Source organism: Burkholderia sp. GW821-FHT14F03, assembly GCF_058803765.1.
The window spans coordinates 190923-205894 of record NZ_JBXAPG010000003.1; the positions used below are offsets into that span (position 1 = coordinate 190923).

The following is a 14972-nucleotide window of genomic DNA, read 5'->3' on the forward strand; positions in this document are numbered from 1 at the left end:
CCACGCGTCGGCCCCTGCGCGCGTTCGGCCGCGCAGGCCCGGCGCCCCACCCGGCGTTCAGCGCGATTCGAGCGCCTGCCCCTCCAGCACCGCCGACAGCCGGCGCAGGTCGAGACGGGCGCCGTCGGCGCCCTGCAACGCTTCGAGCCGCGCGCCGAGACGCTCCAGCGCCGCGACGATCTCGTCGACCCGCTGGCTTTCCTTCGCCGCATGATCGATCAGCCCGTGGATCGCGAGCGACATCGGATCATCGGCGTTCGGCGTGATGCCATAGGCGCAAAACGCCGCGCGCTCGGGGGCGGGCTTCGCGTCGGCGGGCATCACCACGCGGGCCGGATTGCCGACCGCGGTGCCGCCTGCCGGCACCGGCTTCACGACCACCGCGTTCGAGCCGATCTTGGCGCCGTCGCCGACCGTGAAGCCGCCCAGCACCTTCGCGCCCGCGCCAACGATCACGCCGCGCCCGAGCGTCGGGTGGCGCTTCGCGCCGCGCGTGAGCGAGGTGCCGCCGAGCGTCACGCCCTGGTAGATGGTGCAGTCGTCGCCGATCTCCGCCGTCTCGCCGATCACCACGCCCATGCCGTGATCGATGAACACGCGCCGGCCGAGCGTCGCGCCCGGATGGATCTCGATCCCGGTCGCGGCGCGGCCGAGCTGCGACACGAAGCGCCCGAGCCAGCGCCGGCCTCGCCGCCAGCACGCATGCGCGGCGCGGTGGAACAGCAGCGCGTGCAGCCCCGGGTAACAGGTGAGCACCTCCCAGGCGCTGCGGGCGGCGGGATCGCGCGCGCGGATCGTGGCGATGTCTTCGCGAAGTCTCGTGAACATGGTCGACGGAGGAAAAGGCCGGGCGCGGCGCCGCCGGGCGTGGGCGATAGCAGCGTGGCTGCTTTGCTTATCACGTTTCGTGAGATGCGAACGGATTGTAGGACCTGCCGCGCGAACGCGCTGGGCGCGCCGCGTTCACCCCGCCGCCGGCAGGGACATTGACGGCGCGCGGCGCGACAAACGGGCGCGGCCCCGTTGGGAACCGCGCGCGCTTGTCATGGTGTGGGCAGGGTCAGGCGTCCGGATCCGCGCCCGGGCCGCGCGCCTTCAGCAGCGCATGCTTGGCGATCCCGCGCAGGATGTTGACCTCCTCGCGCTCGAGCCCGGTGCGCGCGAACAGGCGCCGCAGGCGCGACATCAACTTCTTCGGATGGCGCGGATCGAGGAATTCGAGCGCGATCAGCGCGTTCTCCAGGTGCACGAACATCCGCTCGATCTCGTCGCTCTGCGCGAGCGAGCCGACCTCGGCATCCGGGACGGGCGCGCCGGTGTCCTCGAGGAGCGCGATCCGCAACTCGTAGGCCAGCACCTGCACCGCTTGCGCGAGGTTGAGCGAGCTGTAGGCGGGATTGGCCGGAATATGCGCGAGCGCGCTGCAGCGCTCGACATGCTCGTTCGACAGGCCGGTACGCTCGTTGCCGAACACCAGCGCGATGTCGCCCGTCGCCACCTGGCGGTGCGCTTCGCCGGCCGCGGCCCGCGGCGCGAGCCGCGGCGGCCCGTATTCGCGCGAGCGCGCGGTCAGCGCGATCGACCAATGCACGCCGTTCAGCGCGTCGGCGAGGGTCGGCACGACATGCGCGGACGCGAGCACGTCGTCGGCGCCGCTCGCCATCGCGATCGCCTCCGGATCGCTCTGGACATGGGGCACGCGCGGCGCGACCAGCACCAGCCGCGAAAAGCCCATCGTCTTCAGCGCGCGCGCCGCCGCGCCGACGTTGCCGGGATGGCTCGGCTCGACGAGCACGAAGCGGGTGGACGTGAAACCGCCCCGCGCGGGGCCGGAGGATGCCGCGCCGCCGGCGGGCGCGGAGGGATTCTGCATAGGTTCCAAAACAGTGCGGTTCATTCAGTTCGAATCCCGCTATGGTAGCGCCAAAGCGCCCGCCGCCCCGCTCGTCCGGACGGCCGACCGGGGTTGGTCTCGCCGTTTCGCGAAAATACGGCGCGACTCAGGTAAAATCACGGCTTCACGCGCGGCAGCCGCCCTCGGTGGCCGCGCATCGTTCTTTGTCAATTCGCGTCCTCCGTCGACGAAATGCGTGCCCAGCCCCGGTCAGACCAGCCGGCACCGCTTCGCCCGGTTCGATCCACTATCGTGGCGCCTCGCGCCGCCAGCTCCAGGATTCAGTCTCATGCATCCCATGCTCAACATCGCTGTCAAGGCCGCGCGTCGCGCCGGGCAGATCATCAACCGCGCCTCGCTCGATCTCGATCTGATCGAGATCCGCAAGAAGCAGCACAATGATTTCGTGACGGAAATCGACAAGGCGTCGGAAGACGCCATCATCGAGACGCTGAAGACCGCCTACCCCGACCACGCGATCCTCGCCGAGGAATCGGGCCAGTCGGACAACGAATCCGAATTCCAGTGGATCATCGATCCGCTCGACGGCACGACCAACTTCATCCACGGCTTTCCGTACTACTGCGTATCGATCGCGCTCGCGCACAAGGGCGTGATCACGCAGGCTGTCGTCTACGATCCGAACAACAACGACCTGTTCACCGCCACGCGCGGCCGCGGCGCCTACCTGAACGACCGTCGCATCCGCGTCGGCCGGCGCGACCGCCTCGCCGACGCGCTGATCGGCACGGGCTTCCCGTTCCGCGAGAAGGACGGCCTCGAAGCCTACAGCCGCCTGTTCATGGAAATGACCCAGGCCTGCACCGGCCTGCGCCGCCCGGGCGCCGCCGCGCTCGACCTCGCCAACGTGGCGGCCGGCCGTCTCGACGGCTTCTTCGAGCAAGGCATCAACGCCTGGGACATCGCCGCGGGCAGCCTGCTGATCACTGAGGCGGGCGGGCTCGTCGGCAACTACCTGGGCGACGCCGACTTCCTCGACCGCCGCGAGGTCCTCGCCGCGAATCCGAAGCTGTACGCGCAGATGATCCCGATCCTGAACCGCTATTCGCACATGCGCCCGGCCGCGGAATAAACCTCCGCATCCGGCCTGCACGGCCCGCGTCGCGTCCTGCGACGCGGGCCGTTTTCATTGGTGAAGCCGTGGTTTCTTGCGTCACGGATGAGCGTGCGACGTTTGTTTCGTGCGCCGCTGGAGACGGCCAGAGGCATCCGCACGCGGGCGTCCCGATCGCTGATCGCCGCGCGCCCGCTGTGCCGCGCCGATGCGAGATGCGACGCGTCAGTCAGCGCTCCCAGCGCCAGCCGCATCGCACGCGTGGCGTGGACGTCCGGCGCTCGCGAACAACGCCGGCCCCGCATCCGCCGCCGGGGATGCGGGCCGCCCTCTCGCCGCCATCGCGATGAGCAGGCGCAATCGATCGCCGCCGCCGCGACGGCATCGGACTGGATCCGGAACGCCGCGCCCGCTCAAACCGCGTCGTCCGCGTGCGCCTTCCGGTAATGCAACGGCGTTTGCCCACACCAGCTCTTGAAGGCGCGCGTGAACGCGCTCTGCTCGGAATAGCCGAGCATCAAGGCGATCTCGGGCAAGGACAAGCGCCGATCCGCCAGATAGCGCCGGGCCAGTTGAAAGCGCAGCTGATTCAGCAAGCCCTTGTAGGTCAGGTTGCGTTCCTGCAAACGTCGATAGACCGTGCGCGCAGGCACCCCCATCCGGCGGGCGACCTGCTCCAGCGCGGGTTCGCCTTCCCGCAGCGTATCGGCCATCAGTTGCTGGAACTGGTTCAGGAAATTGTCCGGTTGCGGCAATACCTGCAACAGCGCTTCCGCTTGCTGATCGAGCACGGCATGCAGGTGCGGATCGCCGCCCGTGATCGGCAGATCCAGCGCAGCCCGAGGCAGATGCACGAGCAGCACGGGCGCGCCGAAGCGCACCGGACAGCCGAGCAGCGCCGCGTGAACGGTGGAATCGGCCGGCTCGCCGCCCGGAAAATCCACCTGCATGGGCGCGAGCCCGGCCCGACCGGTCAGCGTCCGGGTAATCCGGATCAGGCCCGCCACCAGCACTTCGTTCGACAACTGCGTGGACTGCCCGTAGGAGGCGTCCCAGCTGACGCGAAGCTCCCGGCCCTGTTCGTTGACGAAGCTCGGCGCGTGATTGTGCAGCAGGGGCTGGAAGCGCTGGAACCGCAGCAGGGCCTGCCCCAGGGTGTCGCAGGACGCCGCCAGATAGCCGAGCACGCCGAGGTGACGCACTTCGGCGTGCGAGCCGATCCGCAGGCCCAGGGCGGGCAGCGGTTGAACCTGCGCCATGCGTTCCAGCAGCGCCCACCAGACCGTGATGGGCATGCGTTGGCTGGCTGCGTAGGGCTTGAGGGCGACGCGCAATTCGGGGGCCGGGAGATCGCAGTCGTCCAGGTAGCTCAGCAGCAGCCCCGCCAGTCCGCCCCACACGTAGACATCGGCCGTCACGACCTCACCTCCGTGGCGCAAATCGTCAAAAACGAAAATTCTATGTCAATACAGCGCCGGCTCGGCAGCGGAAGATGCCCCATTCATCGAGACCCGAGGTGTCGTCATGCACACGTTCATTGAGTGGGCCAACCTGAACATGGCTCCCTATTTCGACTGGATGCAGATCGTGCTCATCGCCGGGCTGCCGGCGTTCGGGCTCAGCTTTCTGCTCGAATGGGTCTGGGTGCGCCGCCGCAGCGGCGCATGGCAGGCGGCCGAGCGCGGGCAACGGTTCTACTGGAAGGAGGTGCTGGCCAATCTCGCGCTGGGCCAGGTCTATTACCTCGCCGAATTCGCGGCCAATCTCGCGTTCCTCGCCACCTTCACGACCTTCATCTGGCAGCATCGGCTGCTGACGGTGCCGATCAACGCGTGGACGCTGCCGCTCATCTTCCTCGTCGAGGAACTCTGCTACTACGGGTATCACCGCAGCGCGCACCGGATCCGCTGGTTCTGGACGCAGCACGTCTCGCACCACAGCGGGGAGATCATGAACATGAGCACCGCCGCGCGACAGAGCGTGCTCAACGGCGTGATCGGCGTGTGGCTGTTCTTCATTCCGCCGGTGCTGCTGGGCGTGCACCCGGCCGTGATCGCGGCGATGCTCGGCCTGAACCTCGCGTTCCAGTGGTTCGTGCATACCGAGACCGTGCCGAAGCTGCATCCGGTGCTCGAATGGCTGCTCAACACGCCCTCGAACCACCGCGCGCACCACGGGCGCAATCCGCAGTACATCGATCGCAACTACGGCGGCGTGTTGATGATCTACGATCATCTGTTCGGCACTTACGTCGTCGAGCGCGAGAAGGTGGCGTACGGCATTCCGCATCAGATCAAGAGCTACAGCTGGGTCGTGCTGAATCTGCATGAGTTCGTGGATATGTGGCGCGACGCGCTGGCGCCCGGGCCGCTGGCGCAGCGTTTGAAGCACTTCTGGATGCCGCCCGAGTGGGAGCGTCCGGGGCATGCGCCGATTCATACCTGGACGGTGGAACGCGAGGAGCGTGGGGCCGTGGAGGATCGCGAGGATCAGGTCGCGTGATCCGGCGCGTGGCGCGAAGGACGCCCGCCGAGATGTCGCCCGGAAACGAACCCGGCCTGCTTGCTACCCGCCTGCAAGCCCCTGCACTGCCCCGCAATCGTCGGACGTCGAGACGATATGCGCGCCGCTCGACAAGGTGCCCGGACCGAGGCGCGCACCTCGAAATCGCGGAGGCCGTCGGAGGGTTCAAAACGGCACGCTAAGCGGCCACGTTTGCCGTTTTGCTCGCCAGATTGGACGCAAAGCAGATCAGGTTGCCGTCGACATCGTTGACGATCAGGCTGCGCATTGCCCAAGGCTCGTCGCGCGGCGCTTGCCAAATCCGAGCGCCGGCCTTTTGCAGTGAATCGTGCAGGACGTTGACGTCAGAAACCTCGATGAACGCGCTCAGCAAGTCCTCGCCGGCAGCGCGATCGATGACAGACCGGCACACGTGACGGATTGCCAGAATCGCCTCGTCACGCGCCACGTGAGCGTAGAAAGGGGGTTCGCCGAAGACGAACAATGGATGAAAGCCAAGTGGTCCCGTGTAATAGGCGAGCGCCGCCTGGAAGTCTTGGACGAAGAGGTTCGGAATGGCCTGTTTCAACATGGCTGTCTCCTTGGATGCTCATGCGCCGAATACTTCCATCATCCGCCAATGCGGCCTTCAGCCCGCGCGAATCATGGCGTCGCGTGGGTGCGTCGGCGCCGCGGGCAAGCGCCGACGAACAGCCATCCGAAGTGATGCCCGGAGTGGACTGGATGCCGCATCTGCGGATCGCGCTCACACGGCATCCACTCCGGGAGGCGCGCGCATTGATCCCGGCCGCCGCCGATAGACTACCCCGGGCATGTCGGAATGGCGAGCCGGGTCGAAATCCGGCTCACCGGGCGGGATGAGCGCCCCCGATACGAGCGTGTGAATTCAAGGTTCGACACACTTCACCTGCCCGCGCGGTGTTCAAGTTCGCCTCAATCGACAGCGCTGTCGTCGTCGGACGCCGCGCTCCATCGACCTAACTCTGCAGAAAAAACCACGCGCAGCGCGGCGGATGAGCACACGCGCCTTGACCGATCAGGCGCGCAGGCATCCGCATGCATTCGGCGCCCCTCTGCGCCACGCCATGCCGCCGACCCCGCGCCCTTGTTCACCCTACCTGCATTTGAACGCTGGCTGCCTGCACGCGATCGCCTGACGGCCGAACCACATGGCTCATCTGGCGCAGGACATGCTCGAAAGCACGTAGACTGTCGTGACTAAACGCCTCAACCCGCCCTCTGGCCGCCCGGAGACACGCCGCCTCTGCCCGCCTGCAAGCCCCCCACGCCGCCGTCACGATCGTTAGCCGCACGGACGACCTCACCCCACCGTCTCCACCCATGTAAACTAGCGCCTGTTACCCAAGCCTTCCGCTCACCAGCGGATCCCCCCGCGCGCCGCCACGGCCTGCGCCCCGGGATCCCACGCACCGAATTCACAGTTGATGGAAAACACGCCCGTTAGTGCAGAACCGCAAATGGACCCGACCGCGCCCGCGCCGGGCTCCAACGACGCCCCCAACGCGGCGTCGCGCGCGCTGCGCGACCTGGAGAACCATACGCCGATGATGCATCGGTAACTGCGCCTTATCTGAAGCGGCTTTGAACAGAAAGCTACGCCAAAACCTACGCCGGCCATTTTCAGGGACGTCCGCTCCCGACCCATCTCGGTCACGTACCCCCAATTAAGCAGGTGTCGCAAGTCTGCTGTTAAGCGGCCGTTGGCAACTCAACGACAGTAGCTCAGGCGTACTCTTCTATGGACAGTACGCGGCTTGATTTTTTTAGAAACTGCACTAAATTTTTCCCATAGCTGCGTATTTCACCAGATAACGTGGTGGAAACATACCAGAGCGTCTTGAAGGCATCAATCTTAACCACGCGTCATATCGCATCAATTGGAGAGGTCGGCATCGACTTATCTAAATCAATTGGAGATTTAAATGTTTTTAATAAAAATGGCCGCTCGCTTTCTTTCGCCGGAAGCAGAGGCTAAATTTTCTCAGGTTTTACCTCAAGTGATTGCAAAGGCAAAGACATATCCAGGGTTCATTGCAGTCGATTTCTGGCGAAATATTGCTGACTCGTCGTTATTGCTCGAAGACAGTTACTGGCAAGATCTCAGCGCCGCGGACGCTTGGCGTAAAGATTCATTTCATCAGTATTTGCAAAAGCTCGGATATACCTCTCTTATTATGGAAAACACTACTGCTCACTATGAGCAAGTTGGTGATACGAAGATATTTAAGCACTGTCCTGTCTGCGATGTGACTGCGACGGAAACCAGGAATTTTTCGCAGACATCCTACGCCACACAAGTTTCGGATAAATGCCAGACTTGCGGATACGAATTTCCTTTGGTGCCGCGATTGGATTAACCCCTATGCCCTAGCTGTTGAACAGGGGCCAAATATATTTCAACAAGAGCGCATTTTTCAGTTGTCCGGCACGCTGCAGCACGAGGGATGAGCAATGACTAACAGAACCGCGATAGTTGAACGTGTAGCCCATGTACAACAGGTGCTTGGAACCATCGGTGTATCTGAGACAGCTATCCATTTCGAGAATGGCGATGTTGCACGTATTCATATGGCTGATCAGCGCGCGGTGAGCCATCTTAAGCTTATCGAGGATGCCCAAAGAATGTCTGTGCCCATATACGTGGAAACGGATCCTCAGTCCTTGGTAGCGCGGGTCTTAATACCGATTGTTGTCCACGTGTCAGCAATTCAACCGCTCAAAACAGGTGACGTGCGTATTGAGCTAAAAATCTCACACGCCCAGCATTTTTTGCGTCGATCAAACGCGGAATTCGCGGCTCTTTTGAGTTCGCTCCAAACTGCTCAGAAGCAGAAGACGCTAATCGCCGTTACGGAAGATGACAGTCACGAAATTATTGACGTGCGAACGTGGACCGCAAAGGCGCCGCCACTGGGTGCGGCGGGGCCGGCTGCTCTGTCGCTCGAAACCCCTGCTCTTAGTGCGATTACGCTTCAAGAGGCTACTGAATTTTTCACTCTAGTAGCAGGGCAGTCCTGCGATCCGCTTACAGTTCCTGGAACTTGTATTCCATTCCTTTATCCCGATGATGGCTGCTGGGGACGTGCGAGCCAAATGTGCCGCTTGATCGAAGGTGCTGGCAAGCAGCCGGGAAAAATTTGGAATTACGGTGATCTGCAAGTCTCGACCGTGAACAATCCGACGTGCGCGGTCTCGTGGGGCTGGCACGTCGCCCCCATTGTGCAGGTGTCTGGCCAAAGTGAACTATATGTATTAGATCCTTCGTTGTTTTCGTCACCGTGCCCGGTGTCGCAATGGAAGGAGGTACAAAGCGATCCGCAAAGCACTTTGGCAGAAACCGCAGCGACAGTATTTTATCGATCCCAAACGGGCGAGATGGAGGAGGATCCCGGGTACGTCCAAACAGCAACGGTTCTTTCGACGTATCGGCTCAAGCTTAAGGTAAGATCGCTAAGCTCGGTAGGCCCCCCGCCCTACGAAAATTGCATTGTCAATAGATAACGCACATCGCCGCGATGATGAGCGATATATCGACCGCTCCCGTTCGGGCAAAAGTCGGAGGATGTTCACTGGCTAATTTCAATTTTATTTTTTATTGTTAGCTGGCAGATATGTGAAACACCGCGTTCGAGTATCGGGGATACACGCTCCATGCACGTCTAATGCTGGTATCAACACAATCGAGCATAGTGTTCGCAGCCAGTTAACCCCGCAATCTAAGCGCCCGCGTTGACCAGGGTGCAGCCGTTCAGTGCTACAGAGCGACGGACTCTTATTGGCCGCCAGCCGCCGCTCGCCCTCTCCGGCATCTGGTCGAAAGGCCATCTACGCGCGGGCGCGTCCTCGCCACTGGTAAACTCGGGCGATCAAAGCAACTTTCTCGAGCACCATGAGCACCCAATCCACCGACGTACCCGCAAACGTCACTCCCATGATGCATCGGTAACTTCGCCTTATCTGACGGGGCCTCGCTCATAAAGCTACGCCGAAACCTACGCCAGCCATTTTCAGGGACGTCCGCTCCCGACCCGAAGCAGTCTTTCGGTTATGCGCGTCAAATGTGCCAGTCAGGGCATTCCAGATCGTGAACTGGTTCTCCTCGCGCCAATTCCTTCAGGTGATCAAGCTGCTTCACAGCATCAGCCCCTGCCTCAACGTGGTAATCATTGAGCTTGCGATTTTCCAAGGCATTGCCACTGAAAACTGGCCCCGTGAGTGAAAGATCGGGCAAATAATTCAACCCCATCTGCTTCTTAATCCGTGCGGCTGCCTCGCGTGCCTTATCCTGATCTTGAAGGCGTTCCGGCAAGGCATCAAATGCATCGCGGATAGCGATGCTTTCCCAAGGGGCTGCACGCTCCGCGCTCCTAAATATTGGCTTGAACGAGCTCCAGTCGTACGGGAGCTTTTGCCCGTTCGACTGCTCGGCATCACGGCCTATATTGATTTGGGCGAGCCACGCATACTGACCGGCCACGCCCTCGGTAGGCAAGTCGTCGCGCGTAACATTAAGTTCGACGGCTTCGGCTACCCCAGCATCTGCCAAATATTCGGCGGCGGACACTGCCGTGGCGAACCAATCTTCGGGTTTTGCGGATGCTGATACGCGAATTTCAGCCTGCTCAAGCGTGTACCTGTTGGTGAACTGATCATTGACGGCCAGCCTACAAATCTTGAATGGCAGGACATGGCCGATTTTCTTTCCTTCGGCAACTGCTCGATCCTCGTCGGACTGTGCACTCGTGTTCGTGGTGCTGGTCGCGACCTCTTGATCGCCATTTCCACGCGAACATGCTCCGAGAGAGGCCATGACGAAAACCGCGGTCGCAAGCCCGATTTTTGTGTGAGTGCGCTTGTTCATTGGGATCTATGTCGTGTGTTAGACGGTCTCGCTCGTGTGGAGCGCAATTCTAAACGCCAAACGTCTGGTTCTGGCCGCCAGCCGCCGCTCGCCCCCTCCGGCATCTAGTCGAAAGGCCATCTGCGCGCGGGCGCGTCCTCGCCACTGGTAAACTCGGGCAACCAAAGTAACTTTCCCGAGCACCATGAGCATCCAACCCACCGACGTACCCGCAAACGTCACTCCCATGATGCAGCAGTATCTCCGCATCAAGGCCGATCATCCCGATACGCTCGTCTTCTACCGGATGGGCGACTTCTACGAACTGTTCTTCGAAGACGCGGAAAAAGCCTCCCGCCTGCTCGACCTGACGCTCACGCAGCGCGGCGCCTCGGCCGGCACGCCGATCAAGATGGCGGGCGTGCCGCACCACGCGGTCGAGCAATACCTCGCGAAGCTCGTCAAGTTCGGCGAGTCCGCCGCGATCTGCGAACAGATCGGCGATCCGGCCACCTCGAAGGGGCCGGTCGAACGCAAGGTCGTGCGCGTCGTCACGCCCGGCACGCTGACCGACGCCGCGCTGCTGTCCGACAAGACCGACGTCTTCCTGCTCGCGCTCAGCGTCGGCCACAACAAGCGCGGCGTGCCGTCCACCCTCGGCCTCGCCTGGCTCAATCTCGCGAGCGGCGCACTGCGCCTCGCCGAGCTGCCGCCCGAGCAGCTCGGCGCGGCGCTCGAACGCATCCGCCCCGCGGAAGTGCTCGCCGCCGAGGCCGACGCGCAGGCGCTGCCGCCCGGCATCGGCGCGGTCCGGCGCGTGCCGGCCTGGCACTTCGACATCGCCTCGGGCACCCAGCGCCTGTGCGACCAGCTCGACGTCGCGAGCCTCGAAGGCTTCGGCGCGCATTCGCTGACGAGCGCCTGCGGCGCGGCCGGCGCGCTGCTGCTCTACGCGGCGGCCACGCAGGGCCAGCAATTGCGCCACGTGCGCAGCCTGAAAGTCGAGAACGAATCCGAGTACATCGGGCTCGATCCGGCCACGCGGCGCAATCTCGAACTCACGGAGACCCTGCGCGGCACCGAATCGCCCACGCTGTTCTCCCTGCTCGATGCCTGCTGCACCACGATGGGCAGCCGCCTGCTGCGCCACTGGCTCCATCACCCGCCGCGCGCGTCGGTCGCCGCGCAACACCGCCAGCAGGCGATCGGCGCGCTGCTCGACGCCCCCGCGCACGACGGCCTCGACGGCCTGCGCAGCGCGCTGCGGCAGATCGCCGACGTCGAACGCATCACCGGCCGGCTCGCGCTGCTGTCCGCGCGGCCGCGCGACCTGTCGAGCCTGCGCGACACCTTCGCCGCGCTGCCCACACTGCGCGCGCGCGTCGCGGCGATCGCGCCGAACGCCGCCGCGCTCGCCCGTCTCGAAGCGGCGCTCGAACCGCCCGCGGAGTGCCTGCACCTGCTGCAAAGCGCGATCGCCGAGGAGCCGGCCGCGATGGTGCGCGACGGCGGCGTGATCGCGCGCGGCTACGATGCCGACCTCGACGAGCTGCGCGACATCTCGGAAAACTGCGGCCAGTTCCTGATCGACCTCGAGACGCGCGAGCGCACCCGCACCGGCATCGGCAATCTGCGCGTCGAGTACAACAAGGTGCATGGCTTCTACATCGAGGTCACGCGCGGCCAGACCGACAAGGTGCCGGACGATTACCGACGCCGCCAGACGCTGAAGAACGCCGAGCGCTACATCACGCCCGAGCTGAAGACCTTCGAGGACAAGGCGCTGTCCGCGCAGGAACGCGCGCTGTCGCGCGAGCGCGCGCTGTACGACGCGGTGCTGCAGGCGCTGCTGCCGTTCATCGAATCGTGCCAGCGGGTCGCGGCCGCGCTGGCGGAACTCGACGTGCTCGGCGCGTTCGCCGAACGCGCGCGCGCGCTCGACTGGGTCGCGCCGGCCTTCTCCGACGAGATCGGCATCGAGATCGAGCAAGGCCGCCATCCGGTCGTCGAGGCGCAGGTCGAGCAGTTCATCGCGAACGACTGCCGCCTGAACCCGGAGCGCAAGCTGCTGCTGATCACCGGCCCGAACATGGGCGGTAAGTCCACCTTCATGCGCCAGACCGCGCTGATCGCGCTGATGGCCTATGTCGGCAGCTACGTGCCGGCCCGCGCCGCGCGCTTCGGCCCGATCGACCGCATCTTCACGCGGATCGGCGCAGCCGACGATCTCGCGGGCGGCCGCTCGACCTTCATGGTCGAGATGACCGAGGCCGCCGCGATCCTCAACGACGCGACCCCGCACAGCCTCGTGCTGATGGACGAGATCGGCCGCGGCACGTCGACCTTCGACGGCCTCGCGCTCGCCTGGGCGATCGCGCGCCACCTGTTGTCGCACAACGCGTGCTACACGCTGTTCGCCACCCACTACTTCGAGCTGACCCAGCTGCCGTCGGAATTCCCGCATGCCGCGAACGTGCACCTGTCGGCCGTCGAGCATGGCCACGGCATCGTATTCCTGCACGCGGTCAACGATGGCCCGGCGAACCAGAGCTACGGCCTGCAGGTCGCGCAATTGGCGGGCGTGCCCACGCCCGTGATCCGCGCGGCGCGCAAGCACCTGGCCTACCTCGAACAGCAGTCCGCGGGCCACGCCACACCGCAACTCGACCTGTTCACCGCGCCCGCCGTGTTCGAGGACGCGGACGACACGCCCACGCCATCCCACGACACGCCCGCGCATCCGGCGCTCACCCGCCTGCTCGCGCTCGATCCCGACGATCTGAAGCCGCGCGACGCACTCGATCTGCTGTACGAGCTGCACGCGCTGGCCCGCGCGGATGGAGCGGATGCGCAACGTTGAGCATCCCGCGCGGCGGCGCGGCGCCTCCTGGCGCCCGCCGTTGCTCGCGCTCGCGCTGTCCGCCATGCTGACCGGCCCGGCGGCTGCCGCGCCGGAGGCGCGCGGCAGCGCCTATGCGTTCGCGGTGCTGACGAGCGTGTTCGACACGCCCACCGACGAAGCGCCCGCGCAACGCCTGCTGGACGCGATCGGGCGCGACCGCTCGGTGTCGTTCATCGTCTACGACGGCAACCTGAAGGGTGCGCGCGAAGCCTGCCGCGATGCGCTGTACGAGCAGCGTCTCGCGCTCTTCAACGCATCGCGCATCCCGCTCGTGTTCGTGCCCGGGCAGGCCGACTGGGCCGCGTGCGGCGCAGCGGCGTTGGGCGGCTACGATCCGGTCGAGCGGCTCGATTTCCTGCGCCAGGATCTGTTCTCCGATCCCGCCACGCTCGGCCAGACCCCGCTGCCGCTGACGCGCGAGAGCGAAGTGCCCCGCTTCCGGCCGTACCGCGAGAATGTCCGCTGGGTGCAGGGCGATACGGTGTACGTCGGCCTCAACGCACCCGCGCCGAACAACCGCTATCTGATCGCGGGCGGACGCAACGGCGAATTCGAGGACCGGGTGATCGCCAACGGGTTCTGGATCGACCACGCGGCCGAATACGCGAAGCGCCGCGACGCGCGCGCGCTCGTGATCTTCATGGAAGGGGATCCGCAGTTCGAGCGCTACGAGCGCGCGGACCGCTTTGCCTGGCTGCGCTTCAACCGGCCGCGCAACCGCGACGGTTTCCGTGAGTTGAAGCGAGCGCTGGTGAAGGCCGCGGCGACTTTCCGCCGGCCGGTGCTGATCGTGCATGCAAGCGGCGAGCCGCTCGCCGACGGGTTCCGGATCGATCGTCCGTTGCGTGACGACAAGGGGGAACTGGTGACGAACCTGACGCGTATCGCGGTGGCGTCGCACCAACGTCTCACGCAGTGGTTGCGGATCGACGTCAATCCCGGGCGCCAACCGATGTTCAGCGTCGGCGTGCGGGCCGTGCCGAAGTCGCTGCCTCAACCGCCCGCGCTGCCCGCCGCACCGCGCGACGAGACGCCGTTGCCGCCGATGCCGGAAATCCCCGCGCTGCCGGATCTGCCCGATCCGGGCGCGAGCGACGCCATGCCGCCCGCGCATGAACATCCCGACTACCGCGCGCCCGAACCGCAGTCGGGCGCGACGGCGCCGGGCTCAATGCAAGGTACGCCCTGAGTCGCGATCGTTCGACTCGTCGTCTTCATCCTCGTCGACGATCTCGAGGCCTTCCGCGCCATGCGCGTGCTCGTGTTCGATCTCATCCTCGGTCGCTTCGCGCACGTCCTTGACCGTCAACGCGAAACGCAGCGCCATGCCGGCGAGCGGATGGTTGCCGTCGAGCACGACCTTGTCTTCCGCGACGTCCGTCACCGTGTAGATCAGCGAATCCACTTCCTCGTCGCCGTCTTCCGGCGTGCCTTCGAACTGCATGCCGACTTCGAGCGGCTCCGGGAAACGCTCGCGCGGCTCGATCTTCACCAGTTCCGGATCGTAATCGCCGAAGGCATCCTGCGGTTCGAGCTGGATCTGCGTCTCGAAGCCCGGCTCATGCCCGTCGAGCTGTTCCTCGATCTTGGGGAACGTGCCATCATAGCCGCCGTGCAGATACACCATCGGCTCGTCACTTTCCTCGATAAGGTTGCCCTGTGCGTCCGACAGCTTGTACGTGACCGAGACCACAGTGTTTTTTGCGATTTTCATCCA

General features: G+C 64.6%; 12 protein-coding genes. 6 read left to right on the top strand and 6 right to left on the bottom strand.

What is annotated here, in order from left to right:
- Positions 1–57: 57 nt before the first annotated feature.
- Both cysE and AC1RQF_RS03475 read right to left on the bottom strand, forming a co-directional pair.
- The gene (gene cysE / locus AC1RQF_RS03470) at positions 58–828 is read right to left on the bottom strand and encodes a serine O-acetyltransferase (RefSeq protein WP_274003817.1); all 771 of its coding nucleotides are present in this window, start codon (positions 826–828) and stop codon (positions 58–60) included.
- Between the two features lie 232 nt (positions 829–1060).
- Positions 1061–1882 (bottom strand): RNA methyltransferase, encoded by an 822-nt coding sequence (locus AC1RQF_RS03475; RefSeq protein ID WP_274004328.1) that lies wholly within the window; start codon positions 1880–1882, stop codon positions 1061–1063.
- A 301-nt stretch (positions 1883–2183) separates the two neighbouring features.
- On the opposite strand from AC1RQF_RS03475, the gene AC1RQF_RS03480 reads away from it, so the two are divergent.
- Positions 2184–2987, top strand: a complete 804-nt coding sequence (locus AC1RQF_RS03480) for an inositol monophosphatase family protein (protein ID WP_274003819.1) — start codon at positions 2184–2186, stop codon at positions 2985–2987.
- A gap of 395 nt (positions 2988–3382) precedes the next feature.
- On the opposite strand, the gene AC1RQF_RS03485 is transcribed toward AC1RQF_RS03480, so the two are convergent.
- Positions 3383–4387, bottom strand: a complete 1005-nt coding sequence (locus AC1RQF_RS03485) for an AraC family transcriptional regulator (protein ID WP_492871328.1) — start codon at positions 4385–4387, stop codon at positions 3383–3385.
- 106 nt (positions 4388–4493) lie between these two features.
- On the opposite strand from AC1RQF_RS03485, the gene AC1RQF_RS03490 reads away from it, so the two are divergent.
- Positions 4494–5471, top strand: coding sequence for a sterol desaturase family protein (locus AC1RQF_RS03490; protein WP_492871329.1), 978 nt, complete (start codon positions 4494–4496; stop codon positions 5469–5471).
- 199 nt (positions 5472–5670) lie between these two features.
- Here the strand turns inward: AC1RQF_RS03490 and AC1RQF_RS03495 are convergent, their stop codons facing one another.
- Positions 5671–6063 carry a VOC family protein gene (locus AC1RQF_RS03495; protein WP_492871330.1) on the bottom strand — a complete coding sequence of 131 codons (393 nt, stop codon included), beginning with the start codon at positions 6061–6063 and terminating at the stop codon, positions 5671–5673.
- 1372 nt (positions 6064–7435) lie between these two features.
- On the opposite strand from AC1RQF_RS03495, the gene AC1RQF_RS03500 reads away from it, so the two are divergent.
- Both AC1RQF_RS03500 and AC1RQF_RS03505 read left to right on the top strand, forming a co-directional pair.
- On the top strand, positions 7436–7870 hold the full coding sequence (locus AC1RQF_RS03500) for an antibiotic biosynthesis monooxygenase family protein (RefSeq protein ID WP_492871331.1): 435 nt from the start codon (positions 7436–7438) through the stop codon (positions 7868–7870).
- A 94-nt stretch (positions 7871–7964) separates the two neighbouring features.
- The gene (locus tag AC1RQF_RS03505) at positions 7965–9014 is read left to right on the top strand and encodes a protein-glutamine glutaminase family protein (RefSeq protein ID WP_492871332.1); all 1050 of its coding nucleotides are present in this window, start codon (positions 7965–7967) and stop codon (positions 9012–9014) included.
- Positions 9015–9567: 553 nt separating this feature from the next.
- Here AC1RQF_RS03505 and AC1RQF_RS03510 read toward each other — a convergent pair.
- The gene (locus tag AC1RQF_RS03510) at positions 9568–10374 is read right to left on the bottom strand and encodes a hypothetical protein (protein ID WP_492871333.1); all 807 of its coding nucleotides are present in this window, start codon (positions 10372–10374) and stop codon (positions 9568–9570) included.
- A gap of 184 nt (positions 10375–10558) precedes the next feature.
- Between AC1RQF_RS03510 and mutS the strand changes: the two genes are divergently transcribed.
- Positions 10559–13213, top strand: a complete 2655-nt coding sequence (gene mutS, locus AC1RQF_RS03515; RefSeq protein ID WP_492871334.1) for a DNA mismatch repair protein MutS — start codon at positions 10559–10561, stop codon at positions 13211–13213.
- Positions 13200–14444, top strand: coding sequence for a hypothetical protein (locus tag AC1RQF_RS03520; protein WP_274003826.1), 1245 nt, complete (start codon positions 13200–13202; stop codon positions 14442–14444). The genes mutS and AC1RQF_RS03520 overlap by 14 nt, the downstream gene beginning before the upstream one ends.
- Here the strand turns inward: AC1RQF_RS03520 and AC1RQF_RS03525 are convergent.
- Positions 14424–14969: an FKBP-type peptidyl-prolyl cis-trans isomerase gene (locus AC1RQF_RS03525; protein WP_274003827.1), complete on the bottom strand. Its 546-nt coding sequence runs from the start codon at positions 14967–14969 to the stop codon at positions 14424–14426. The genes AC1RQF_RS03520 and AC1RQF_RS03525 overlap by 21 nt on opposite strands.
- Positions 14970–14972: the final 3 nt, after the last annotated feature.

Excerpts from the sequence above, each read along its gene's own strand:
- cysE (WP_274003817.1), bottom strand. The coding sequence starts at position 828 with ATGTTCACGAGACTTCGCGAAGACATCGCCACGATCCGCGCGCGCGAT.
- AC1RQF_RS03480 (WP_274003819.1), top strand. The coding sequence starts at position 2,184 with ATGCATCCCATGCTCAACATCGCTGTCAAGGCCGCGCGTCGCGCCGGG.
- AC1RQF_RS03490 (WP_492871329.1), top strand. The coding sequence starts at position 4,494 with ATGCACACGTTCATTGAGTGGGCCAACCTGAACATGGCTCCCTATTTC.
- AC1RQF_RS03495 (WP_492871330.1), bottom strand. The coding sequence starts at position 6,063 with ATGTTGAAACAGGCCATTCCGAACCTCTTCGTCCAAGACTTCCAGGCG.
- AC1RQF_RS03500 (WP_492871331.1), top strand. The coding sequence starts at position 7,436 with ATGTTTTTAATAAAAATGGCCGCTCGCTTTCTTTCGCCGGAAGCAGAG.
- AC1RQF_RS03505 (WP_492871332.1), top strand. The coding sequence starts at position 7,965 with ATGACTAACAGAACCGCGATAGTTGAACGTGTAGCCCATGTACAACAG.
- AC1RQF_RS03510 (WP_492871333.1), bottom strand. The coding sequence starts at position 10,374 with ATGAACAAGCGCACTCACACAAAAATCGGGCTTGCGACCGCGGTTTTC.
- mutS (WP_492871334.1), top strand. The coding sequence starts at position 10,559 with ATGAGCATCCAACCCACCGACGTACCCGCAAACGTCACTCCCATGATG.
- AC1RQF_RS03520 (WP_274003826.1), top strand. The coding sequence starts at position 13,200 with ATGCGCAACGTTGAGCATCCCGCGCGGCGGCGCGGCGCCTCCTGGCGC.
- AC1RQF_RS03525 (WP_274003827.1), bottom strand. The coding sequence starts at position 14,969 with ATGAAAATCGCAAAAAACACTGTGGTCTCGGTCACGTACAAGCTGTCG.